Annotated in this window: 13 protein-coding genes; 7 read left to right on the forward strand and 6 right to left on the reverse strand. The window is 54.6% G+C overall.

What is annotated here, in order from left to right:
- Nucleotides 1-86: 86 nt before the first annotated feature.
- Complete coding sequence (locus VPK24_RS16320; protein WP_393015004.1) at nucleotides 87-854, forward strand: MBL fold metallo-hydrolase; 768 nt, start codon at nucleotides 87-89, stop codon at nucleotides 852-854.
- A 100-nt stretch (nucleotides 855-954) separates the two neighbouring features.
- On the opposite strand, the gene VPK24_RS16325 is transcribed toward VPK24_RS16320, so the two are convergent.
- The 3 genes from VPK24_RS16325 to VPK24_RS16335 form a co-directional block, all read right to left on the reverse strand.
- Nucleotides 955-3,024 (reverse strand): cache domain-containing protein, encoded by a 2,070-nt coding sequence (locus VPK24_RS16325; RefSeq protein WP_393014924.1) that lies wholly within the window; start codon nucleotides 3,022-3,024, stop codon nucleotides 955-957.
- Nucleotides 3,025-3,978: 954 nt separating this feature from the next.
- Entirely contained in the window at nucleotides 3,979-5,037 is a 1,059-nt protein-coding gene (locus VPK24_RS16330) for an ABC transporter substrate-binding protein (RefSeq protein WP_393014926.1), read from the reverse strand.
- A gap of 130 nt (nucleotides 5,038-5,167) precedes the next feature.
- A complete protein-coding gene (locus VPK24_RS16335; protein ID WP_393014928.1) occupies nucleotides 5,168-7,018 on the reverse strand; it encodes an SLC13 family permease in 1,851 nt (616 codons plus the stop codon).
- A gap of 958 nt (nucleotides 7,019-7,976) precedes the next feature.
- Between VPK24_RS16335 and VPK24_RS16340 the strand changes: the two genes are divergently transcribed.
- A complete protein-coding gene (locus VPK24_RS16340) occupies nucleotides 7,977-8,462 on the forward strand; it encodes a nitrate reductase associated protein (RefSeq protein ID WP_393014929.1) in 486 nt (161 codons plus the stop codon).
- Between the two features lie 197 nt (nucleotides 8,463-8,659).
- On the opposite strand, the gene ruvB is transcribed toward VPK24_RS16340, so the two are convergent.
- Together ruvB and VPK24_RS16350 are read right to left on the reverse strand one after the other, a co-directional pair.
- Nucleotides 8,660-9,841, reverse strand: coding sequence for a Holliday junction branch migration DNA helicase RuvB (gene ruvB / locus VPK24_RS16345; protein ID WP_393014930.1), 1,182 nt, complete (start codon nucleotides 9,839-9,841; stop codon nucleotides 8,660-8,662).
- A 132-nt stretch (nucleotides 9,842-9,973) separates the two neighbouring features.
- Nucleotides 9,974-10,513 (reverse strand): hypothetical protein, encoded by a 540-nt coding sequence (locus tag VPK24_RS16350; RefSeq protein ID WP_393014931.1) that lies wholly within the window; start codon nucleotides 10,511-10,513, stop codon nucleotides 9,974-9,976.
- Between the two features lie 912 nt (nucleotides 10,514-11,425).
- Between VPK24_RS16350 and hpsP the strand changes: the two genes are divergently transcribed.
- The 4 genes from hpsP (at nucleotide 11,426) to VPK24_RS16370 (ending at nucleotide 20,125) form a co-directional block, all read left to right on the forward strand.
- Nucleotides 11,426-12,592 carry a hormogonium polysaccharide biosynthesis glycosyltransferase HpsP gene (gene hpsP / locus VPK24_RS16355; protein ID WP_393015006.1) on the forward strand — a complete coding sequence of 389 codons (1,167 nt, stop codon included), beginning with the start codon at nucleotides 11,426-11,428 and terminating at the stop codon, nucleotides 12,590-12,592.
- Between the two features lie 121 nt (nucleotides 12,593-12,713).
- The gene (locus VPK24_RS16360; protein ID WP_393014932.1) at nucleotides 12,714-13,460 is read left to right on the forward strand and encodes a dienelactone hydrolase family protein; all 747 of its coding nucleotides are present in this window, start codon (nucleotides 12,714-12,716) and stop codon (nucleotides 13,458-13,460) included.
- Between the two features lie 30 nt (nucleotides 13,461-13,490).
- Nucleotides 13,491-14,612 carry a glycosyl transferase gene (locus VPK24_RS16365; protein WP_393014933.1) on the forward strand — a complete coding sequence of 374 codons (1,122 nt, stop codon included), beginning with the start codon at nucleotides 13,491-13,493 and terminating at the stop codon, nucleotides 14,610-14,612.
- Between the two features lie 794 nt (nucleotides 14,613-15,406).
- On the forward strand, nucleotides 15,407-20,125 hold the full coding sequence (locus VPK24_RS16370) for a PAS domain S-box protein (protein WP_393014934.1): 4,719 nt from the start codon (nucleotides 15,407-15,409) through the stop codon (nucleotides 20,123-20,125).
- On the opposite strand, the gene VPK24_RS16375 is transcribed toward VPK24_RS16370, so the two are convergent.
- Nucleotides 20,118-21,839: an ABC transporter permease gene (locus VPK24_RS16375; RefSeq protein ID WP_393014935.1), complete on the reverse strand. Its 1,722-nt coding sequence runs from the start codon at nucleotides 21,837-21,839 to the stop codon at nucleotides 20,118-20,120. The genes VPK24_RS16370 and VPK24_RS16375 overlap by 8 nt on opposite strands.
- 618 nt (nucleotides 21,840-22,457) lie before the next feature.
- On the opposite strand from VPK24_RS16375, the gene dacB reads away from it, so the two are divergent.
- Entirely contained in the window at nucleotides 22,458-23,696 is a 1,239-nt protein-coding gene (gene dacB, locus VPK24_RS16380; RefSeq protein ID WP_393014936.1) for a D-alanyl-D-alanine carboxypeptidase/D-alanyl-D-alanine endopeptidase, read from the forward strand.
- Nucleotides 23,697-23,741: the final 45 nt, after the last annotated feature.

Here is a 23,741-nt window from a genome sequence, read left to right on the forward strand (position 1 = left end):
CCATTCCAATTCAGATCAACTCAGTCTCTAATCAATTCAATCCCTAATCAATCTCAAACGGTGCGAGGAATTTTATGGATCGGTGGATCAATCGGCGGCAAATTCTGCGATATGGCCTGATGGGTGCAGGGGCCGCCCTGGCCAGTGCGATCGGGAGCCGTGCAACCTCAGCCCAAGCCGCCGATGGCTTAACGATTCAGTCCTTGGGCCACACTTGCTTTGCCTTCACCGGGGGTGGGCTGCGGATTCTGAGTAATCCTTTCAACACCCTGGGTTGCACTGCTGGTTATCGATCGCCCAATTTCACCGCCGACCTCGTGACCATCAGCAGCCAACTGCTCGATGAGGGATTTGTCAGCAATCTGCCGGGCAATCCCAGTTTGCTGTTTGAGCCGGGGACGTTTGAATTTCGCGGTAGCCAATTCCAAGGCATTCGCACTGCCCACGATCGATTTGGGGGGCGGCGATTTGGCGACAATGTGGTTTGGCGCTGGAAGCAGGGGGGCATCTCCATCCTGCACTTGGGCGGCATTGCGGCTCCTCTGGGAGTAGAAGAAAAAATTCTGATGGGGCGGCCCGATGTGGCCATTGTGCCGGTGGGCGGCGGGGCGAAGGCCTATAACGCTGAGGAAGCAAAACGGGCGATCGAGTCGTTGCAACCCAAGGTGGTGATTCCCAGCCAATACCGCACGGCGGCGGCCGATAGCCAATGTGATTTGGATGGACTAGAGGCGTTCTTGAGCTTGATGAGCGGTTATGACATCAAAACCCTGAACACGGAAACCATGACCTTGCGGCCGGAGAATCTGCCGCCCCAGGGCACGCTGATCCGCGTTTTACGCCACCCGGCCTAGGGGCGAATCTGGCATCTGGTGAGGGAAACGCTGGCCGCTGTTGCCCTAAGCCGCTGTTGCCCTAAATTGTGTGAACGATCGCCTGGATGGTGCTCCTGGGTTAACTGGGGGCAGATTGGCGATGCTGTGATCGATCACTCGTCAGATCGCTGGGCAAATCGCTGGGCAAATCGTCCACCAAATCGATCGATCGCGCCGAACCGCTGCCCACAACACTTTCGGCCCGCATCGGTGCATAGACCTCCACCGGCTCATGGCGACCTTTCAGACGCTGCGGGCCGAGGGAATGGAGCACCACCTCTGGATAGTTACGCAGGGCTTTGGCAGTGGTTTCGTTAATCAAAATGGGATAGTCCGGAAACTGTTTGGTGAGGGTTTCCAGGCGGGCGGCAATGTTCACCGCGTCCCCGATGACGGTGTAAATCAGGCGATCGAGCGAGCCAATTTGACCCGCCACCGCCTGACCGGTGCTGATGCCGATGCCGCTTTGGATCGATACCTGGCCGCGGGCGCGCCGATGTTCATTCAACTCCGCCAGGCGATCGCGCATGGCCAACGCCGCCGACACCGCACACCACTCCGCATCCGGCTGGGGCACGGGCGCACCAAATACCACCACGATCGCATCGCCAATAAAGTTATTGATATAGCCACCCCAAGGTGCAACGGCCTCCGTCATCGCCGTCATATATTCATTCAAAAACTCCACCACCCCCTGGGGATCCAACTGCTCAGAAAGGGTCGAAAATCCCCGAATATCGGAAAATAATACCGAAACCCAGCAGGTTTGTCCGCCTAGCTCCACCCCACCCCGTAATAGTTGTTCGCGCACCACAGGCGACACCATTCGCCCAAAAATATTCAGCTCCCGTTCCCGCTCCCGCAAACCGGAAACCATTTGGTTAAAGGTGGCCGCCAACAAACCCAGCTCATCAGTGCCCTGAATGTCCACATGGGCCCGGTCAAACTGTCCCATCCGCAATTCCTGAGCCGCACGGGTGAGCAAGTGCAAGGGCCGCACAATACTCCGGGCCAGGGCCAGGGCCAGCAGGGCCACCGCTCCCCCCACCAGAAACACACTGGCCGTGGTGCGATGGGCCAGTGCATTCAGCGGCGTGACAAAAACCGACTCTGGCTCCGTGATTGCCAAACGCCAGGGCCGCATATCCAAAGCCGACATACCCACGATTTCCGTTTTGCCCGTGAAGGGCGATCGATAGGCAATATTGCCGAAGGATGACGGGCCCAGCCCCATCGTTGACTGGTTCGGGGTAGAAGTGGCGGAGGGCGTGATGGGGGGCAATGGAACCGCCGATGATGCAGCAGTGGGGGCAGAGGGCAATTGCAGCGATCGCGCCAACACCGGCAAATTCAAACTTTCAATTCGATCGAGACCAAACTGAACTTTCGGGTCGATCGTGCGCAACTGCACGGGCGACAAAGGCAATAAGCTGCGATAGACCCAACGCCGATCCGTATGGGCAATCACAATTCCGTTTTGATCGACCAAGAAAGCAGAGCCACCTTCCTTTTGGTTCAAGCTGGTGAGCAAGCGACCCACCGCCTCCGATCGCAGCTTAATCACCACCACGCCCAGCAGATTGCGCGTGCCCTTGGCCACCACCGGCACCGAAAGGAAAATCCCCGGCTGACCCGTTGTGGATCCCACCGTCCATTCCGAAATGTAGAGTTTGCCTTGGCGCGCTTCTTGGAAGTAGTTGCGAAAGGCGTAGGACTTGCCAATGTTGCTGGGATTCGTTGAAACCAAACAACGTCCCGTGCGATCGAGCAGAAACACTGAAAAATAATCCGGATTGGAATTGCGAACATTCGCGATCGCTTCAGCCGCCAAAATTCGCCAATAGTTCTGTTTTTCCTGAGGCTCTTTCGCCGCCACCGACTCCGCAAATTGCACAATATCCCGCGCGCTGGCCATCTGAATCCCCACCCGTTGCGTGTCAATCAGCAACTGATCCAGTCGGGCCGCCACACTTTTCGCCAACAACTCCAGATTTTTATACTCCGCCATTTTGACCGTATACAGGCTTTGGCGAAGGTTATAAAACGCCGTCAGACTCATTGGCAGCAGCGACGCAGCCAACAAAGCCGCCGACAGCTTGGGCGCAATTTTCCAGCAAGCCGGATTCCAACTCCAACGCCAGCGGTTCACAAACAACCTCAGAGAGACACACTCAAAATGTAGGTTTAGCAGCGGCCACCATGACTTTGATTCGTCTTCAGCCATGAATCCGCAGCTAGCGAGATGCAATGCGAGTGTTTACCCCCACCTTCATCTTACCCAGCGTCCATTGCCCAGGAACAGAGCCAGAGGTGTTGGTCAATCGCTCCAAGCTGCGCCCAGCAAGGCAGCAAAAGATACTCATTTTCCTATTCTCAGATTCGCGATCGCTGTCTCTTGACTGTTCAATCTTCTCGCTTCAAAATCCGCAAAAAAATCAACCAATATCATCAAGATTTCACGAAAAATGATCTACAACTCTTCATGGAATTTCAAAATCGCAATTGACAACAATCTTTAAAATTCTAACAAGATTCACCCAATTTCAATGGGATTTTATGATCGAACCTAGTCTCAGACTGAAAAATCTTGACCCAAGGGCATAAAATTACACTGACATTAAGCTTGAGATTTCAAGGACTGTATTCAAAAGAGTGCCCTAAACATATTCTGGCTAAGCCATTGCCGTTCACAGAGGGCAAAGTCAACTAAATGAATTAAGGTAAAATTGATCACCAATTTTCTACGTAGCACGTCCTTCAATTGAACATAAATTCCTCATTAGTCGCTCTAAATGGGTTGCTCTAAATGAGTCGCTTTAAATGGGTCGCCCTGAATGGGTTACACCATTAGCGCGAGCAGACCTGAGCGCAACTCAACCAATGGAGCCGACCCAGCAAACCGAGCAAGAACCTGTCCCCGTACTCTTAGAATCCACTGCCAGAATCAGAGCAGATCCTCTGCCGGCCCACGCCGCCAACCTAAATACCTGCAAATGATTCGACAAAAAACCCAAAAATTAAAGGGGGTCAGGAGCCGCAACTCGGATCCCCTAAACCCCAACTGAACCTCTTGATTGCTCAATCCCCTGATTGCTCAACCAGCCTATTGGTAGTAATGGTTGGTGGCGTGGGCGAAGTCCTTGTAAACCTTGGGTAAATCAACGCCATATTTCTTGAGCCGCGACTCCCGCATATACATCACAAAATTTTGGCTTTTTGTGCTGGGAATTTCACTGGGGCGGCGGTGATTTTCCAAAATTTCCGTTGTCATTTTGCCGGCCACTTCTCCCATCTCATAGGGCGAAATCCCAACGGCTAACATGCCGCCATCATCCACATAAAATCCCCAGCATCCGATATCAGGAATCGGTGAGTTCTCGATCGTCCACTTCATCACTTCCTTCGGCGACACCACCGTATCATCGGTACTGGAGCGACGCAGCGTGTGGTAGTGCGTGATCAGCAAAAAGTCAGCAATTTTGCCGGAATTTTTGATAAATTGCTTCCACTCTTCAAAGGTGGCTACTTTTCGGTGTTCAATCAGATCGATCGGTCGCCAGTCAAAATCTGCCATTTCTTGGTGAATAGCTTCTGACGTTTCCGAGTCATCAGAATAGTGAACAATGCGGCGGCGATCGGGCGGCAAAATTTGCAGGAAAATCTCTTTCAGGGAAAAGAAGGGAATCCGCTCCAAAATGCCCGTCACATTCCTGGCTTTGTCAAATCCATAGGCGCTGGCTTCCGCATTCACCCCGCTGTAGACAATATCAATCTTGGGGTGATTATTGAAATACTTGGCGACAAATTCCTGAGCATTATCATCGATCGAAATAATCACATTTGGTTCCCAGCGCTCAATTAGCCGCCTAGCCAATTGTCCCGCCTTTTCCTTATAAGCCGCGCCAGGATTCCGCTTCGTATCCATGTAGTGATACTGAATCGAGTACGGCTTCTTATCCAGGATCCAGCTCAGCCCCACATTGATGTCTTTCGTCCAGGCAAAGTCCGTTGCATAGCTGCTTAGCACCAAAACACGCGGCTTACTAGAATTGCTGAAGGCAAAAAACACCAAGGCACAAATCAAAAAGAAAATAATTGGCAATTTCTGAAGCTGCTTGCCCCAGCGGTTAATATCAGAAAGCTTCCAAGAAAGTCGTGACATGGCTAGAGAATGAGTGGAGAAGTTAATCAGAATGAAGCTGTCGCTGCTTGCAATGGAAAAACCATGATCGATCAATGCCAATGCTCTTTAAGATTCTTTTGAGGTCGATTTCATGTTTTTCAATAATCGACTATAAAATCCCAAGACTGCGAAAATATCCCAATGATAGGTAGATTGAAAAGAAGCGAATTATTGTTGACAGTAAATTACCTCGCAAAATCAAACGCTCATTAAAAAGCTGCTGCTTATCCAATAGTTCCTGAAATTGGAGGTAGTAAGAACATTGGTAAGGGAAAAACCAAGCATCACTAATATTCAGGATAATTGCTCCCACAATCCAAGGGTTTACGCCATTGCTTTCTGCCATTGGAATCAATATTGTGGCAAAAATTGCAACGGCAGTCGTGTTGGGAATCACAAACCGCACAGCCAAAATTGTCAGGCTCAATAAAAAGATAAAAAGCGGAAAATTAGAGTTCATGGAATCGCTGAGCCAAGTCAGATATCCACCAAAGTGAGTATCAAGACCTAAGTAGGACATGGCTTCTGCAATTCCCACCAAACTGCCGAGTAGGATCAAAAATGGCCAGTCAATTTGGGTACGAAATTCGTTCTTCTTCAAAATTCCCAGTGACAACACCAGAAATAGGACTCCCAAGCCAATCCAGGGCAATTGGATTTTATGAATGGATGCGGTGACAATTCCCAGCAACAGCACGATTGTACTGACCAACGAAATCCACTCTTGGCTGCTCAGAGGGCCTAGGGTTTCCACCTGAGCTTCCACTTGCTGTTGGGAAATTTCAAAGGCTTGATTATTGCTAAATAGGAACTTTGTGGAAATAAAGTACAGCGCTAGGGTCACGATCCCCACCACTAAGCTAGCTTGCAACCAATAAACCCAACTAAATTGTTGCTGAACTTGCAAAGGCAAGAGGCCATAGACTACAAAATTAGCCGATTTACTGCTCAGAAAAACATGAGAAAGCAAGCTAGCACCACTGAAGGCAGCAAAGGCTAGATGACTGGCAGCTTTGCCACCTGGTTTAACCCCTGTGGCATCAATGGTGTCTGTCAAAATGGGTGACAACAGACCAATTCGACCATTAGCAGAGGGCAGAATGGGGGTCATCGCTAATCCGGTTAAAAATAAAGCGGTCGCATACCAACTTTCCGTTTTAGGAATGAATCGAGAGAGCCACAAAACTAGACGATAGGTTAATCCGGATCCCATCAAAACAGCTCCCAATCCAAAGAGGCTAAGCGCCATAAAAAAGCTGCCCGATGCAAAGCCAGAGAGGATAACTTCACTGGGGGCAATGTCTAGAATTAGCAATGACAAAATGCAAAAAAGACCAGGAATAAATTCTGGAACCATCCCAAAGACCCACATCACAATGGTGGATGTAAGTACGATTAAAAACATTTGAGAATTCCAATCAAATTCCGCAGTTTCTCTCAAAATTAAGTATAAAATTCCGGGAACTACCACTGACAAGATCCAACCGAAAGCCTGAACCCAATCATTGCGCTTGAGCTGAATAATGGGCGATCGGCGCTCCAGTTCTCGGCTAGGCTGCCCGCTGTAATGACTGAGCAGGGAAGCGTAGAACCGATCGATGGTTGGGGTGCCAGCACTGGCCACTTTGGTAATAGCTTCGCGAGGCAAAGCGATCACTTCCGTGTTGTCAACCGCGATCGCGTCGGCCATGTAGTAGTCAGAGGAAACGGCCGCCTCTTCACCCACGAAACCATGCTCCACCTCCGCAATGACGCGCCCTCCAGCCCAAAGCTGCACTTTGCCCCGGCGCACAAAATAGAGGGTTAAGGCGGGGGTTCCTGACTGGAATAGGGCTTGGCCATTTTCCAAAAAATGCTCGACCGCATAGGGCACAACTCTCGCCAGTTCTTGTACAGAACAATCAGAGAGAATCGGAGCGCGTCGCAACTCCTGCGCCATTTGCTTGAGATTGATCGCCATATGTTGATGTCCTGATTTGGAATTTCAATTGTAGGCTTAGCTCGTTGAAAGAATGCGGTTTAATTCATGGTTTTGGTATTCATATTTAATCCTAGCCTCCAGGCAGCTTTTAGGCTGTTGAGGAAGTTAAAAAACTATGAATTTGTAGTTCAATGCTATTTTCAAAAGTTTTCTGCTAGAGGTAATATCCCCCGCAGCCTCATTGAGCATAGCTATCTTGAAAGGCGTGAGCCAGCACCAATAACTATTGTTGTCAGATCGGTTGGTGGCTGATTTTCAGGTTGCCTGGAGTGTTGGGAACAGCGCCAGAAAATGACTCCTGACGATGAGAGGGGCAGACCTGAGCCAAGCCGCGATCGCTTGGTCATTCATACAGCAGCCGTCAATTCAACCCGGTCAAAATAAACACAGAGCACGGAGTTTGTGAGTTGAGTCCGTGGTTTTGACTACGAATCAGGAATGATTTAATACAAGCTTCTCTGTGTTTTCCCTAAAGTCGCTGTTTCAACAAACATTTAGCAGGGTGTGAGTTGATGAATTGGCTTGACTACTGGGGCGATCGGATTGCTTAATCATCGTCAAAGTGGATCAGGATGGTTAGGAACTGGCTGAAAATCCTAAGAAATTCAAGTCTTAGTTTGGCAGCCTTGGTGAATTATTGCACCTTGGACTTGGTTTTTCAGGAGCATCTTTGCTGATCTCTTGAGATTGGTTAATAATTGGTTAAGGCAATGCTAGCGCAAAACTTCGTAGCCATCACCAATCGCTGATTAAATCCAGGCAAGCCTAAAATTGCAGTCCCTGGTCAGAAATTTCAGAGCAAGATTGTCGAAAATGGCAAGCTGCAATTTATGATTCCATGGGTCAGAACTATCTTGAGAACATCAAGAGCAGATTATTCAAGGTTCCTATGGGCTTTGAGTCAGTCACGAAACATTCAGCAACCAATTCACCCACAATGGACGATCGCCCAATAAGCACTTCGGAAGCATCACCTTTTTTCCAGTTTGAGCAAGACTTCATCACTGGGTTACGGTGCATTCCCATGGTGGTTCGCTACCGCCTCGATCGAGTCGGCATTAAACTCAAACTGCATCACTGGAATCAACTGTCTGAGGCTGATCGCTTACGGTTAGTTGTGGCTCCTTGCGATACCTTGCCCGAGCAAGAAACCTATCGCCAGGAATTGCGTGAATTGGTGGCAGCGCGATCGGGTGAAATTCCCAAAGATTTGCCCCTAGAAAACCTGTTTCCTTGGTTGAGTGCCGACTTGCCCGATTCAGTCGCAACGCAAGCAGAGCGGGTTGGAGTCACACTGAACCATCAACAGTGGCGATCGCTTAGTGAATTGCAGCGATTTGCGCTCATTAAACTCAGCCAACCAGGCCACGAAAATCGCAATTTTTTGCCAGCGGTTCAAGAATTCGGCCTACTGAACCCTTAACGGCTGCCGGCACTGCGGTGGGGTGCTTTGAGGATACGATTACGCCTGCGATCAGCCGGGGTAGCCAAGGGAGTCTACTTGCGGGGTTGGGAGCCGGCCGATCGGAAAGATCAAAAAGACTGAAAAAAGCTGCCCACAAGATTGTACTGACAGGATCTTGGGATCTAGGGCTGGGCAGCAGACTCATTCTCTATTCTCTAGTCCACCAGAGAGTCAAGAGACGCGGGAAGAAATTTAGAGTAGCCCAGGTGTTTCCAAGCGGCGGGGGTGGCAACGCGGCCGCGAGGGGTGCGCTGAAGGTAGCCAATCTGCATCAGATAGGGTTCATAGACCCCTTCGATCGTCTGGGCATCTTCTCCGGTGGCGGCCGCCAAGGTTTCCAAACCCACGGGGCCCCCATTGAACTGCTCAATAATGGCGCTCAGGAGTCGGCGATCGGTCCAATCTAGCCCCCGAGGATCCACATTGAACAGCTCCAAGGCTGCCGCTGCGATCGCCCCGTCAATGGTTGTTTTGCCTTGGGTTTCCGCCCCTTTCACTTGCGCATAGTCCCGCACACGCCGCAACAGGCGGTTAGCAATCCGGGGTGTCCCGCGCGATCGCCGGGCAATTTCTGCGGCCCCGTCCGGCTCGATCGCCACCTGCAAAATTGTCGCCGTCCGCAACACAATTCGAGCCAGCTCCTCGGGTTCATAGAACCGCAACCGTTGAATCAGACCAAAGCGATCGCGTAGGGGCGAACTGAGGGCCCCCACCTGGGTTGTTGCACCCACCAGGGTGAACTTGGGCAACGGGATCGATCGAGTGCGGGCGCTCTGGCCCTTGCCCACCGTCACATCCAGCCGAAAATCCTCCATTGCTGGATACAAAATTTCTTCAGTGACCCGGGGCAGTCGGTGAATTTCATCCACAAACAACAGATCCCCCGGCTGCAAGTTCACCAGCAGCCCGGCAATATCCCGAGGGCGCTCCAGAGCCGGTGCGGTCGTAATTTTGCAAGACACACCCATCTCGCCGGCCAGAATCAAAGCCATGGTGGTTTTGCCCAAGCCTGGCGGCCCATAGAGCAACAGGTGATCCAGCGGCTCCCGGCGACCCTGGGCCGCTTGAATCGCAATGGTCAGCACCTCTTTTAAATCTTGCTGCCCCACATAGTCCGCCAGCCGCTGGGGGCGCACACGCTCATCGGGACGATCGCCCTGAGGAGACTGACTAACGGGCTTGGCCGCGTCTTGGTGAGCTTCCTCAGGCGTGGCCATCGGATCCAGCAGCGACGACGGAACGGACGATCGCGGTGAGTTCGATCGCCTAGCTGGCTTGCGGGGAGGCTGGGGATCAGGATTGCCGCCACCGGTTGACTTAGAAGAAATAATCGCCATGCCGTTGATATTAGCAATGGCATCCGCTCGGCCAAAATCGAAATTTCAAACCTCAGCGGAATTTGAGGGGAACCGCCAGCTTGAGTCCAGCAGCAGTTAGGCCTTGGGTCAGACCTTGGGTCAGGCCTTGGATTAGACCTTGCGGCGGAATGTGGCCCCGCGATATTTCAGCTCGATCGTTTGGTTAGCTTCTTCAACTTCTGTGGCTTCTGTGGCTTCTGGGGTCTCGGAAGTAACTTCTTGCCGCTTTTTCGGCATTTTCAGACCCCCACGATCGGGCATATGCCAAATTACCCCGCGATACACCCGATCGGTCACCGCCAAATGGGGATGCCCCAAAATCGAATCATTCGCTGCCGGAGCCGCCGTATTAACCGCCGTTAATTCCGCCTCATCAGCCGCTACCGACGAACTCGCCAGCTCCGCCCGATCGCCCAGGACTTCCGATTCCAGCATCTCCACCGGCTCCGGAGACCGTAGGCCATATCGCGCCACCCACCACACCGACAGCAACAGCAACACCTGAACTTCCCAGGGAGCCAAAACCAAGGCCACCAGAAAGCTCAAAATCGCCACACCATTCAGAATCAGCGACGGTTCATCCTGCCATCGTGAAGCCAGATAAACCGCAGCCACACAGATCAAAGTCGGCACCAAAAACCCAAGAGACATGGCTTACGCCTCAAAATGACTTGCCAGCTAGCCCGCATGATCAACAGAATCAGAATCAAAATGCCCGATTCAAAATGGGCAATGTGTATTTTTACTTAGTGATTTTTGCTGAATTGCTGCGGGATTATTTGGGGAATCGCTTGTTATTTCGTCTGTATCATCATGCTGACTCAAAGTGTTACATCAACGAAAGTAACTTTGTCAGCGTACTTGGTCTTATTACGCAGCATTATTTAAGAAAGTAGTGAGTAAAAACTCCTGCTCACCAACTGTCCAGGGTGAACCAGGGGCGATCAAAATGGGTCAAAAGAGCCAACATCAGCGGTCTTCAGAGGTTTTCAGCCTTGCCTTTGGCGTACACCCGCCTAGTGGGTAAATTTTGCCGTTAGCATCGGCAACTGAGTCATGAAAACTGAGTCATGGAAACTGATTTGAATCGCTGACTTTTAGAGAACCTTGACGAAGATGTCATTAACCATAGTTTAGATCAGTTATTTAGGCTACGAATGGGCTTGAAATATTGCTGATTGCAATCAAACCCATCGAACGCAAAGCGGCAATTGAGTAGACTGTGGGGCATTTCCGGCATCAATGACTGCTTAAGAACCACAACACCATCATGGGCCTAGACAGTCGATTGCCGGTGCTCGCCCCCGGTTAGACTTCGGTAGGTTAGGGTTGGAAAACCCGGTTTTAGTCAATCTTGCTGAAAACGGGTGCTGAAAACGGGTAAAGAACTGGATGAATGATTGAGATCATCATGATTCAGATGCCCCCCTCGATCGGGATCATTCAGAATCGTTAATTCACGGGAGCGACACACTCAGGCTGTGCGACCCCGGCGATCATATCCATCCCCCTGCTCTAATCGCCTTTGGCTGGAGTCCGCCTCTCATGACCGAATCAAGCCCCTTGCGCCTGTTGCAAATTGTGCCATCCGTGTCCTTGGTCTATGGCGGGCCGAGCCAGATGGTGTTGGGGCTAAGCCAGGCCCTTGGCGCAGCGGGGGCACAGGTGACGCTGCTAACTACCGATAGTAATGGGGATGCGGGGCAGGCTCCGTTGGATGTGCCGATCGCCCAGCCCGTGCTGGAAAAGGACTACAGGATTTATTACTTTCGCTGCGCCCCCTGGCGACGCTATAAATTCTCGATCGGGCTGTTGTGGTGGCTCTGGCGGCACGCACCGGAATACGACGTGGCCCACATCCATGCCCTGTTTTCGCCCATCAGCACCATGGCGGCGATCGTCTGTCGGTGGCGCAAGTTGCCCTATGTGCTGCGGCCCCTGGGCACGCTGGATCCGCTGGACCTGCGGAAAAAGGCCAGGTTGAAATGGTGGTATGGGCGGCTGCTGGAGCGGCGAAATTTAGCCAAGGCCGCCGCTGTTCACTTCACCAGTGCGGAGGAGTGCAAAATTTCTGAGCGGTTTGGGGCCATTTCCCGCGATTGGGTCATTCCCTTGGGGGTTCCGTTGCCGCCGCTCCGTGAACAACCCATGGCGCAATCCTCTAAGGAGGCGGGGCCGATGGTGCTGTTTATGTCACGGCTCGATCGCAAAAAAGGATTGGATATTGTGATTCCCGCACTGGAAACGTTGGCCGTGTCGGGACTGCCCTTTCGGTTTGTGTTGGCGGGGGCCAATGTGCAGGATCCAGACTATGAACAGTCCATTTCGGACTATTTGAACCGATCACACCTGAGCGATCGCACGGAAATTGTGGGCTTCGTGACCGGGGAACAGAAGCGATCGCTCCTAGCCCAAGCCGATTTGTTTGTGTTGCCGTCATACTATGAAAACTTCGGAATTGCGGTGGCCGAAGCGATGGCCGCCGGAGTGCCGGTGGTGATTTCCGATCAGGTACATATCTGGCCCGATGTGGCCGATACCCGATCGGGCTGGGTTTGCACTTGCGACGTATCTTCCTTTGCCGGGGCCGTGCGCGAGGCTTTGACCCAACCCACCGAACGGCAACAGCGAGGCCACAACGCCCGACGCTGTGCGGGCGATCGCTACAGTTGGTCAGCCATTGCTCAGCAGTTAATCGCCGCCTACGGCGAAATTCGCCGAACCCGGTAGACTGAAACGGAAGTTTACGGAAGTTCGCAGAAGTTCATCGCATCGATGATCGCAGTCACGATCGCAGTCACAATTGCAAACGATCGCGGCGATGTAATGACTGCGTTGCCAGGTTGTGCCTATGGTTCTTGAAATTTGCCGCGAAGTCACCATCATTCCCGCCCGGGAGCCTGGCTTAGGGGTTGACCTCCAGGGCTACCTGGCACGCCCTCGGGCCGCCGGTTCCTATCCGGTGATCGTGGTTCTTCAAGAAGTGTTTGGGGTGAATGACCACATTCGAGATCTGTGCGATCGCCTGGCAGGATGTGGTTATATGGCGATCGCCCCCGCCCTCTTTCAGCGCACCGCTCCGGGCTTTGTTGTGGGCTACAGCGCCGAAGAGCTAGCCCTCGGCCGACAACACAAGGACTTAACCAAGGCGGATCAACTGCTGGCAGATATTCAAGCCGCGATCGCCTTTGCCCAAAAACAACCCAACGCTAAAGCCGGAGCCGTGGGCTGCATCGGTTTTTGTTTTGGGGGCCATGTGGCCTATTTGGCCGCCACTCTGCCCCAAGTCGCCGTCACCGCTGCGTTCTATGGCGCAGGGATCACCACTTTTTGTCCCGGGGGCGGCGAGCCAACCGTCACCCGCACTTCCCAAATTCACGGTAAGCTCTGGTTTTTCGCAGGACTGGCCGATCCGCTGATTCCCATTGACCAGCTCGATCGCCTAGAGGCGGCCCTCGTGACCCACGGGCGCAACTTCCGCATCTTCCGTTACCGCGATGCAGACCATGGATTCTTCTGCGATCGTCGATCGAGCTACCATCCAGCGGCCGCCGCCGATGCCTGGGAAAAGGTACAAACCCTGTTTCAAGACCTCTAGACCGGATTCCATGGCCCACCCCCCAGCCGCATGACCCGTCCCATTCTTTACGTTGCCATTACTGCCCATGGATTTGGCCATGCCACCCGAGCGGCTGCCCTAGTTGATACCCTGCAACGGCTGCGGCCCGATCTGTTGCCGATTTTGGTCACCACCGCCCCCCGCTGGCTGCTCGGGTCTTACATCAGTGGTGAATTTCTTTACCGGCCCAGGGCGCTGGATGTGGGTGTGGTGCAGCAAGATAGTTTGCAAATTGATCGGCAAACGACTCTGGAGCAACTCCAGGCTCTGCGATCGCGGGCGGCGGCCATTGTGGCGGCAGAGGTGGACTTCATTCGGCAAATGTCCGTCAAAAATGGGCGCGTGGCTCTGGTTTTGGCCGACTTACCCCCCCTTGCGATCGACATTGCCCAAGCGGCAGGTCTACCCTGCTGGGCGGTCGGTAACTTCGGCTGGGATTTCATTTACCGAGATTGGGGTGGCGAATTTGAGCAAGAGGCGGACTGGATTGCCGATCGCTTTCGTCGGTGCGATCGCCTCTTTCGGTTGCCTTTTCACGAACCCATGGCCAGCTTTCCTCAACAAACCGATGTGGGCTTAACGGGCGGCACACCCCGCTACGGCGCGGCGGAATTGCGCGATAAGTTGGGTTTACCAGATATCCCGCGCGATCGCACCGTTTTGCTCACCTTTGGCGGTCTGGGATTGCAACAAATTCCCTACGAACGGCTGCGGCAATTTCCCGACTGGCTTTTCATCACTTTTGACCGATCGGCCCCGGACTTGCCCAACCTATACCAAGTGCTCGATCCGATCGAACACCATGCGAGCGATCGCCCCTTTCGTCCCGTGGACTTCATGCCCCTTTGTGGACGCATTGTTTCTAAACCCGGCTACGGAACCTTCGCCGAAGCCTGTCGCACGGGCCCAACCGTGGCTACCCTCACCCGGGATGGATTTGCCGAAGCTCCCATCCTGCTTGAGCAAATCCAAACCCAAACTTCCCACCAAATTTTGCAACCGACCGAGTTTTTTGCGGGAGATTGGTCTTTTTTACAGGCAGCGCCCACGCCTCCTCAATCCGGCCAACGGTTTACCTTGGATGGCAATGAAACCATTGCCCGGGCAATTAGCGCGGCTCTTGAGGCCTAGAACAAACCTGAGGCCTAGAGGGGGGCTGCAAGCTCCGCGATAGAGATCGCCCCACATTCCCACCCGGGAATTTTTGACTTGAACTCCCCAACCTGTCTGCTTCATGACAACATTCCCACCCACTAAGTCGCTAAAATGACCGACGGCTGTTCGACGGTTGGATTAGGCTAACCATTGGAGTTGACTGATCTGGGGTGCTACCCCCCAAAGGCCCATCCCATCGGTGCATCAAGATCGCAGACGAGCCTCATCCACGCAAAACGCTTCGTCAGGGATTTGTTAGGGTGCGATTAGGCGGTTATTAAACTCAGGGTGGCCCCGGCTGGGATCCAATCTTCTTAAGATTTGATCAATTCGATCCAGAATAGGGAATAGGGCGCTACTCGATTTCAGTCCCGACTTTGGGCTGCGATCGCTGAAACAAGAAACGGCAGCCCCCACGGGTCACCATCATTCAGACACTGCCCAGCCGAGTCGGCCAGCGCGAGGCAGCTCGTCAATGATTTGTCTGTGATGGCTTGGCTGCGATGGGTAGCCCCCGATAGACAGTCTGCAATAGACAGTTTTCAATGGGTAGCCTGCGATAGATAGCCTGCGATCGGCAGTCGGTAACAGATGGTTTCCAGCGGACAATCTGCAACAGACAATCTGTGGCTGTTCCCATCAACGGACAATCTGTGGCTGTTCCCATCAAGGCACAGAGACACATCGCCCGATCGCGGCCAAGACCCAAACCCAAATTCGGGCCGGTCATTCAGGGACGCATTCAGGGGTTTGAGTAGGAGGTAGCAAATTTGAAATTACGGCTCAAAACGCTGGTCATTGTTGGACTAGCGCTGCTCTGCTTAAACTTGGTGATGTTCACAACATCCTCGAACCTCCTGCTGGATGGCTATAGCCAGCTTGAGCGGCGTGAGGTGGAGCGCGATGTGCAGCGGGCCATCAGCGTCGTGATGGACAACGCCACGGATCTGGATGCGACGGCGCGGGACTATTCCGAATGGGATACCACCTACAGCTTTGTGGAAACCCATGATCCTGCCTATGAGCGATCGAACTTTGTCGATCGCACCTTCGACTACTTGCGGCTGAATGCTCTGATTTTGCTGGATCGATCGGGGAAGCCCCTCCTGCAACAGGGCTACAACCTGGAAAGTCGGCAGCGCGTGCCGATTCCCCGCAGCCTTTGGGAACACTTGCAACCGGGTAGCCCGCTGCTCACCCACCCATCGACCACCAGCGCTGTTCATGGCCTGCTGCAATTGCCTGAGGGGCCGATGATGGTGGCGGCCCGCCCGATCGTCACCAGCGAGGCGGAGGGGCCAATTCGCGGGACATTATTGCTGGGGCGATTTCTGGCTGGGCCGGAAATTGAACGGGTCAGCCGCTTAACTCAACTCAACCTGAGCCTGCAAAGTTTGCATGGAATTGTGCAACCATCGAGTGCTTGGGCTAAGCTCCCAACCAGTCCCGGCCGCCGGTCTTTGCTACCTTCAGCCCTTGCCAAGTTGCCCCTCGTTGCTCGATCGACTCCTTCCATCACGCCAGCACTGCAACAGTCCACTCCACAACAGTCCACTCCACAACAGTCAGCACCAAAGCCCACTCAGTCAAAGCCCGAGCGATCAAAGCCTGAGCGATCAAAGCCCGAGCGATCAAAGCCATCAGCACTGGTTGAGCCATTGGCTCAGTCCACTGACCAGATTCAACCGCAATTAACCCGGCTGAGTCCTACACCCCCAGCCTCTACCCCCCCACAGCCCCCAGAATCCGCCCAACCCGAATCTACCCAACCCGAATCTCCTCAGTCGCCCAAGGTTGCCAGACTTTCCGCCGCGACAATGCCCCCGGCCATCGACGACTCCCGATCGAACTCGGGAACCGAGGGGTCAGAAGTTTTGCGCCACAGAGCAGTGAAGGCCCTGCTGCTGGGCACAGAAACGGTGGCGATCGAAACCCTTTCCGATAATCGCCTAGCCAGCTATGCCCTGTTGGACGATTTGTATGGTCAACCGGCTTGGCTAGTGCGGGTTGAACTCGATCGCGCCATCTATAACCGAGGGCTAATTAGCCTCCGCTACACACTGGTACTGTTGGTGTTAGGGGGCTTAATTTTTGGGGCCATTACCCTGCTGCTGCTGGAGCGCTTGGTGTTGGCGCGATTGATGCGGCTGAGTGAACAGGTCAGCGCGATCGGTACCAGCGGCAACCCGACTCAGCGGGTGGAGGTGATGCCCGGAACCGATGAATTGTCGGAGTTGGCAGCTATTTTGAACGCCACGCTCGATCGCCTGCAAGTATCCCAGTCGGCCGTTTGCGCCGCCGAAGCCCAATACCGAAGCATCTTTGAAAACGCGATCGAGGGCATTTTCCAAACCACTCCCGATGGTCGCTACCTGAGCGCAAACCCGGCCTTGGCCCGCATTTATGGCTACAGCGGGCCCGATGTGCTGCTGTTGGCCCTGAATGCCACCCAAAATCTCTACGTCAATCCCAATCGCCGCAAGGAATTTGTTGAACAAATTCGCCAAAAGGGATCCCTCGCCAATTTTGAGTCAGAGGTTTACCGGGCCGATGGCCGCCGGATTTGGATTTCCGAATCGGCCCGGGCGGTTTACGACGAAGACGGCGAATTGCTCTATTACGAAGGCACGGTGGAAGACATCACGGAGCGCCGCCGATCGGAAGCCAGCCTGCGTACCCTGAAGGATCGACTGGAAGCGATTTTGGCCGCTGTGCCCGGCACGGTGTCGCGGGTGGGCCGCGACTTGCGTTACTTGGAAGTGAACCACCACCTGGCCGAAAGCTTCGGCCGCGCCCCGGAAGAATTTATTGGCCAAGACATCGGCTTTTTGGGCTATGGTCAAGAATTTCGGGAATTTGTGGCGGAATTTTTTGCCTCTCCGATCCAAGAGGCCACGCGCGAAGTGTCGCGACCGGTGGGCGATCGCATCGAAAGCTATTTGGTGGTGGCCCAAAAATACAACAACGATCAAGCGGCCTTTGTGCTGGGGATCGACATCACCGAACGCAAGGAAGCAGAACGGGCCGTGCGCGAGGCGGAAGAACGGTTCCGCAGCATTTTTGAAAACGCGATCGAGGGCATTTACCAAGCCCTGCCCGATGGACGCTACATCAACGCCAACCCGGCCATGGCTCGCCTTTATGGCTATGAGTCACCAACCGCGCTGATCGAAGCGTTCGATCGCATGGGCGGGCCGCCCTACGTGCAGGTCGATCGAGCGCGGGAACTGCTGAACATGCTGGAGGCCAGCGGCAGCGTTTCCGGGTTTGAATCGGAAGTGTACCGAGCGGATGGGCAACATATTTGGATTTCGGAAAACGCCTCCGCCCTGCTCGACGAAGCCGGGCGGCTGGTTTGCTATGAAGGGACGGTTGAGGACATCACCGATCGCAAACGGGCCCAGGAAACCCTGATGGAGCGATCGCGCCTTTCGATTTTGGAAGCGGAAGTGGGCGTGGCCCTCTGCCAACGGGGCGAACTCTCGGAAATTTTGCAAACCTGCGCCGAAATGATGGCCGGGCAACTGGATTGCAACCTGGCCCGCGTTTGGACGGTGGACTTAGACCCCACCTACTTGACCCTGCAAGCCCAGGTCAACCGCAACACCAACAACGCGCTGCACCTGGATATTCCCCTACTTGATGATGCCCTGCGAGACAAAATCAGTCTGAGCGCTCCGGAACTGTCCACGGTGGCAGCCGTGGCCCGATCGCGCAATCCCCTGTTCCGCAGTGAATGCGCCCTGATTCCCCATCAAGGCAGATCCCGCACAGAAGTGCATTTTGCGGGCTTCCCGCTGGTGGTGGAGGATCGGCTGGTGGGCGCGTTGGCGCTCTATCGTGTGGAACCCTTCGCGGAAGCGGTGCAGGATGCCCTGGGTTGGTTGGCCAGCGCGATCGCCGTGGGGATTGACCGCGCCCAAGCCCGCCAGGAGCTGACCACCCGCCGCGAGGCCCTGTTGTTTCAATTGGCGGCCCAAATTCGCAACTCCCTAGATTTGGATACGGTGCTGGAATCGGCCGTGCAAGGCATCCGTAACCTGTTGGATACCGATCGCTGTCTTTTCGCTTGGTATATCACCGATGCAGGCGGCGGCATCCCGGCTTGGGATGTGGTGAACGAGTCCCGTACCCCAGCCGTGCCCAGCGCCCTCGGCCCCTATCACCATATCCACGCCAGCTACTTCCTTCAGCAGTTGATGTGGAGCAAATGTGTGCGGGCCGACGATGTGTCGCGGTTGGATAATCCCACCCTGCGGCAAATGATGGAGGATCGGGGCTATCGTTCCCTGCTGGCCTTGCCGGTGCAAACCCGTTCCGGGGCGATCGGGGTGATTGAATGTGGCCAAAGTGCCCAGGTGCGCACTTGGAGTGAGCGGGAAGTGGAGCTGTTGCGCGCTGTAACCGACCAGCTATCCACCGCGATCGACCAGGCGGAACTCTATGCCAAGGCCCAGGTCACCGCTGTGCAGGCCCAAGAACAAGCCAAGCGCCTCAGCACTGCCCTTCAGGAGCTGAAAACCGCCCAAACTCAGCTCATTCAGAACGAAAAAATGTCCAGTCTGGGGCAGATGGTGGCTGGGATTGCCCATGAAATCAACAATCCCACCACCTTCATCCATGGCAACCTGACCTATGCCCGCCGTTACACGCAAGAGTTGCTCTCGCTAATTCAGCATTACCGAGATAGCTATCCTGTGCCGACGGAAGCGGTGGCCAATTTCTCACGGGACATTGACGTGGATTTCCTCTGTGATGATTTGCCCAAAACCCTGCAATCAATGCAGTTGGGAGCGGAGCGGATTCGGCAGATTGTCGCCTCCTTGCGAAATTTCTCGCGATTGGATCAGGCGGAAATGAAGCCGGTGAACATCCACGAGGGCATCGAAAACACGCTGCTGATTTTGCAACATCGCTTCAAAGCCAATAGCAATTTCCCTGGAATTGAAGTGGAAAAACACTATGGTGATCTGCCGCTGGTGGTTTGCTACGCGGGGCAACTAAACCAGGTGTTCATGAATGTGATTAGCAATGCGATCGATGCCTTGGAAGACCGTTACGGGCGATCGCGCAATTTGCGAGCCCAAGCCTTGCGATCGGCCCAGGTGGAAGAAGCCTCTCTCGTGGCCGGCAGCGGCAACAACAGCAAGGTTTGGATCACCGACAACCTTGAGGATCGACCCATTGCAACCTCGATCGTGATGCCCAGGCTAACCATCACCACGGAATTGATGTCCGGAGAGTGGGTGCGGATTCTGATTGCCGACAATGGCAACGGCATGAGCGATGAAGTGCGCTCTAAGCTGTTCGATCCGTTCTTCACCACCAAGCCCGTGGGCCAAGGCACGGGGCTGGGCCTGTCCATTTCTTATCAAATTGTGGTGGAAAAGCATCGTGGAACCCTTGATTGCCGACCAGCAGAGGGGGGCGGCACGGAGTTCTTGATCGAAATCCCGATCGAACAGCCCGAGTGGAATGAGTCTACCTAAGCTCGTTGGGTAGGCGACGGGGGCGCGATTGGGAAATTTGCCAACTCAACAGCGCCACTGGCACAATTCCCACTGCCACAATCGCCAAAGCGGGCCCCGCCGCATCCACAATTCGTTCATCGGAGGCCAACTGATAGGCCCGCACAGCCAGGGTGTCAAAATTAAACGGGCGCACAATTAGGGTGGCTGGTAACTCCTTCACCGTATCCACAAACACCAACAGTAAGGCCGTCAGCAGCCCCCCGCGCAGCATGGGTACATGGACACGCCACAACACGGCCCCCGGTGACAATCCGGCAATTCTGGCCGCCCCATCTAGGTTGGGCACAATCCGATCGAGGCTGGCTTCAATCGGGTTTAGAGCCAGGGCTAAAAACCTGACCCAATAGGCAAAAATCAAGGCCCCGATCGTGCCGCTCAGCAACAAACCCGAAGATGCGGCTTCCGCTTCCGGGGCGCTCGCCAAGGATTGAGTCGCCAACTGTTGATCAACCCAACCCACCGAAATCAAAACGCCCACGGCGGCCACGGATCCGGGAATGGCATAGCCCAGCGCCATGAGTTTTAACAGGAACCGCATCAGGGGCCCCGAAACCACCCGCACCCCATAAACGGCAGCTCCGGCAATGATCGCCGCCGTGACTGCCGCCAAGCTGGCTACTACGGCAGTGTTGCGCACGTAGAGCAAGAAGCTGGGATCAAGAAGGCTATTGGGATTGCGAATCGCCATGCTGGCCAGAAGCAGGGCCGGCAACCCAAAGCCCAAAAACAGGGGCAACCCACAAACCACCCAGGCTCCGATCGCCCGTAACCCACGGAGGGAGTAGGGTGCTTGCGCCGCATAGGCTCCACTCGATCGATAGCCGGCCCCACCGCGCGATCGTTGCTCCACCCACACCAACAACAACACCGCCCCCAACAGCAAGGCCGACAGTTGACAGGCCGCCGGGCGATCGCCCATGGCAAACCAGGTTCGATAAATACCCACCGCAAAGGTGTTAACGCTAAAAAATTCCACCGTGCCGTAATCGCCCAGGGCTTCCATCATCACCAAGGCAGCCCCTCCTGCGATCGCGGGCCGGGCCATGGGCAAAGCCACCCGCCAAAACCCCTGCCAAGGATTTAGTCCCAAGGTGCGGCCCGCCTCCAGCAGGCTGGCTGCCCCCTCCAGAAAGGCCACCCGCGCCAGCATGTAGACGTAGGGATAGAGCACTAGGCCCATCATTAAAATTGCCCCAGGCAGCGATCGAATGGGTGGAAACCAATATTCACCGAATTTCCAGCCCGTGAGCGATCGCACCCAAGACTGAATGGGCCCATAAAAGTCCAGTAGATCCGTGTAGACATAGGCCAACAAATAGGCCGGGAAGGCCAAGGGCAACAGCAACAGCCATTCAAGCCATCGCCGCCCGGGAAACTGAGTGGCCACCACTAGCCAAGCCGTCGCCACCCCCAGGCCGATCGCCAGGCCCGCTGTCCCCACGGCCAGCCCCACCGAAGCCAACACATACTCTCCCAAAACAGTTCGGGTGAGGTGGTTCCAGGTTTGACCACTGGCACTCAGGGCAGCTGCAATTGAGGCCAGGAGCGGCACGCCCACCGCCACCGCCGCCAACACCGTTGCACAGATCCACAACCCTTCTGTGAAGCTGAAGGGACGCAAACGGAAGCGATTAAAATTCAGCGGCGGCCAGCGGCGATCAGCGACGGTCATGCCAAAAATCTGAGAATAACTTGCAACAAACCAGAAGCCATCCTAGCATTGCACGCCGATTGCATAGGGGCGATATGACCAAGTGTGTGTAAGCACAAGAGTGGATCGCTCCGCCCTTAGGGCCTGTCGTCAAATCACGTGCAACATTGATCGCTCAGACTCTTCCAATAGTTCAGGATTTGCTGACGAACAGCCGAAGCGGCGATCCCCAAACCAGAATCGGGAAAAAGCTAGTGATGATGGGGGTTTCCGAGCGGTGAAAAACCGGTTTGGACGGGGATCGCCGGCCGGTTGATCCAGCTAGGCTACTGGCCGAGGTCTGATATTCTTGAGGGCAATTTGTGCTGATGGGCCATCACGAGCCTGATGACCTCAGATTGGAATCCTGAAGACCTATGAAGCCCTGCCCCAAGATGCCCAGCCCAAATCAGTCACCATCAGTCGCCAAGCGAATGATTGGTTCATTTCATTTCAGATTGAGATAGAACTCGTCCTGCAAAAGGCGGCCAGTCCGGTCGTGTCAGCTTGAGGAGCGGATGAAGCAGGAAGCTTCCTGATTGCAGCATTGATTAGTCAATTGCAGCAATTGTTAGTGAATTAGTGACGGAAATTCAACAGATGTCTGAGCAACCCCGATGGATCGCTGGTTTGGCTGGTTTGGTGTTGGGTGGTGGTTTGCTGACTGAACCAGCCCTGGCCAATTCTCAGGCAACCACAAACGTTGAACCGACTAGCGTTTCACAAACTGAGGCGATCGCGCTGTCGGCAGCCCCCGCGCCCAATCCCACAACGGATCCCGTGCGCTCCCCCAAACCGCTGCCTAAGGCGTTGAATTCGGCTTCTGCAACGGAGTTGGTTCCCGGAACCATCGTCACTCGCAAACCGGGGATCGAAACCGAGTTGATCGAACCGAACTCGATCGAACCGAACTCGATCGAACCGGAGGCCGCCAAGCAGGAACCGATCGAAACCGTGGAAGGCAAGTCCCTGCTGGCCCAAACGCCTCGGGTTTGCAGCAACCAACTGGCCGGAGCCTTAAGCCGAATTATTGATGCCCCTGCTTTTCGATCGGCCCGCTGGGGGATTCGGGTAGAAACCCTGGACGGGAATAACGTCCTATTCGATCGCAACAGCACCCAAGCATTGATTCCCGCCTCCAACATGAAATTGTTTGTGACGGCGGCGGCCCTGCAACTATACGACGGTCAAACCCCGCTCAAGAACTCCAACTTGGGCGCGTTGGTGCGCACCATTAACGTCAACAGCAACAATGGCTACGCCGATTCTCTGTTTCGATCGATTGGTGGCTCCGGGGCCGTGCAACGGGCCTTGGCTCCCTTAGGCGTTAATCGTGGCGAATATCGCATGAGTGACGGGTCTGGTCTGTCTCGCAGCAATGCCGTGCAGCCCCGGGCCTTTGTCCATTTATTGGAATCCATGACCGAAGCCAAGGGAAGCGACATCTTCCGCAGCTCCCTCCCGATCGCGGGTCAAACCGGCACGCTGCGCCGTCGTTTCCGCAACACACCGGTTCAAGGTCGTGTTTCCGCCAAAACCGGCACGCTCCGGGGAGTCCGGGCCCTATCGGGCTACATGGAACACCCGCTTTACAACACCTTGGTTTTTAGCGTGTTGGTCAATCAACCGGGCCAAGATGGCGACACCTTGGTTTCAGCGGTCGATCGAGTGGTGTTGACCCTCGCTCAGATGCGGCCCTGCGATGGGTGGGACACCGAAGCCAACCCCCTGTTGAATCAGCCCACCGAACCCGACGGCACATTGCGGCCCCTGCTGCCTTGGTGGCGACCAGGTGTGCCCCGGCCCAATGCCCCCAGCTCGCTGGAACTCACCCCCTAGGTAAAAAAATAGCCCTGGGCCTGGCAAAACCAGCTCGGGGCTTTC

It is taken from the genome of Limnothrix redekei LRLZ20PSL1, assembly GCF_043235035.1.
Classification (GTDB): Bacteria; Cyanobacteriota; Cyanobacteriia; order CACIAM-69d; family CACIAM-69d; genus CACIAM-69d.

Excerpts from the sequence above, each read along its gene's own strand:
- ruvB (WP_393014930.1), bottom strand. The coding sequence starts at position 9,841 with ATGGCGATTATTTCTTCTAAGTCAACCGGTGGCGGCAATCCTGATCCC.
- dacB (WP_393014936.1), top strand. The coding sequence starts at position 22,458 with ATGTCTGAGCAACCCCGATGGATCGCTGGTTTGGCTGGTTTGGTGTTG.
- VPK24_RS16365 (WP_393014933.1), top strand. The coding sequence starts at position 13,491 with ATGACCCGTCCCATTCTTTACGTTGCCATTACTGCCCATGGATTTGGC.
- VPK24_RS16335 (WP_393014928.1), bottom strand. The coding sequence starts at position 7,018 with ATGGCGATCAATCTCAAGCAAATGGCGCAGGAGTTGCGACGCGCTCCG.
- VPK24_RS16340 (WP_393014929.1), top strand. The coding sequence starts at position 7,977 with ATGGACGATCGCCCAATAAGCACTTCGGAAGCATCACCTTTTTTCCAG.
- VPK24_RS16360 (WP_393014932.1), top strand. The coding sequence starts at position 12,714 with ATGGTTCTTGAAATTTGCCGCGAAGTCACCATCATTCCCGCCCGGGAG.
- VPK24_RS16375 (WP_393014935.1), bottom strand. The coding sequence starts at position 21,839 with ATGACCGTCGCTGATCGCCGCTGGCCGCCGCTGAATTTTAATCGCTTC.
- VPK24_RS16330 (WP_393014926.1), bottom strand. The coding sequence starts at position 5,037 with ATGTCACGACTTTCTTGGAAGCTTTCTGATATTAACCGCTGGGGCAAG.
- VPK24_RS16350 (WP_393014931.1), bottom strand. The coding sequence starts at position 10,513 with ATGTCTCTTGGGTTTTTGGTGCCGACTTTGATCTGTGTGGCTGCGGTT.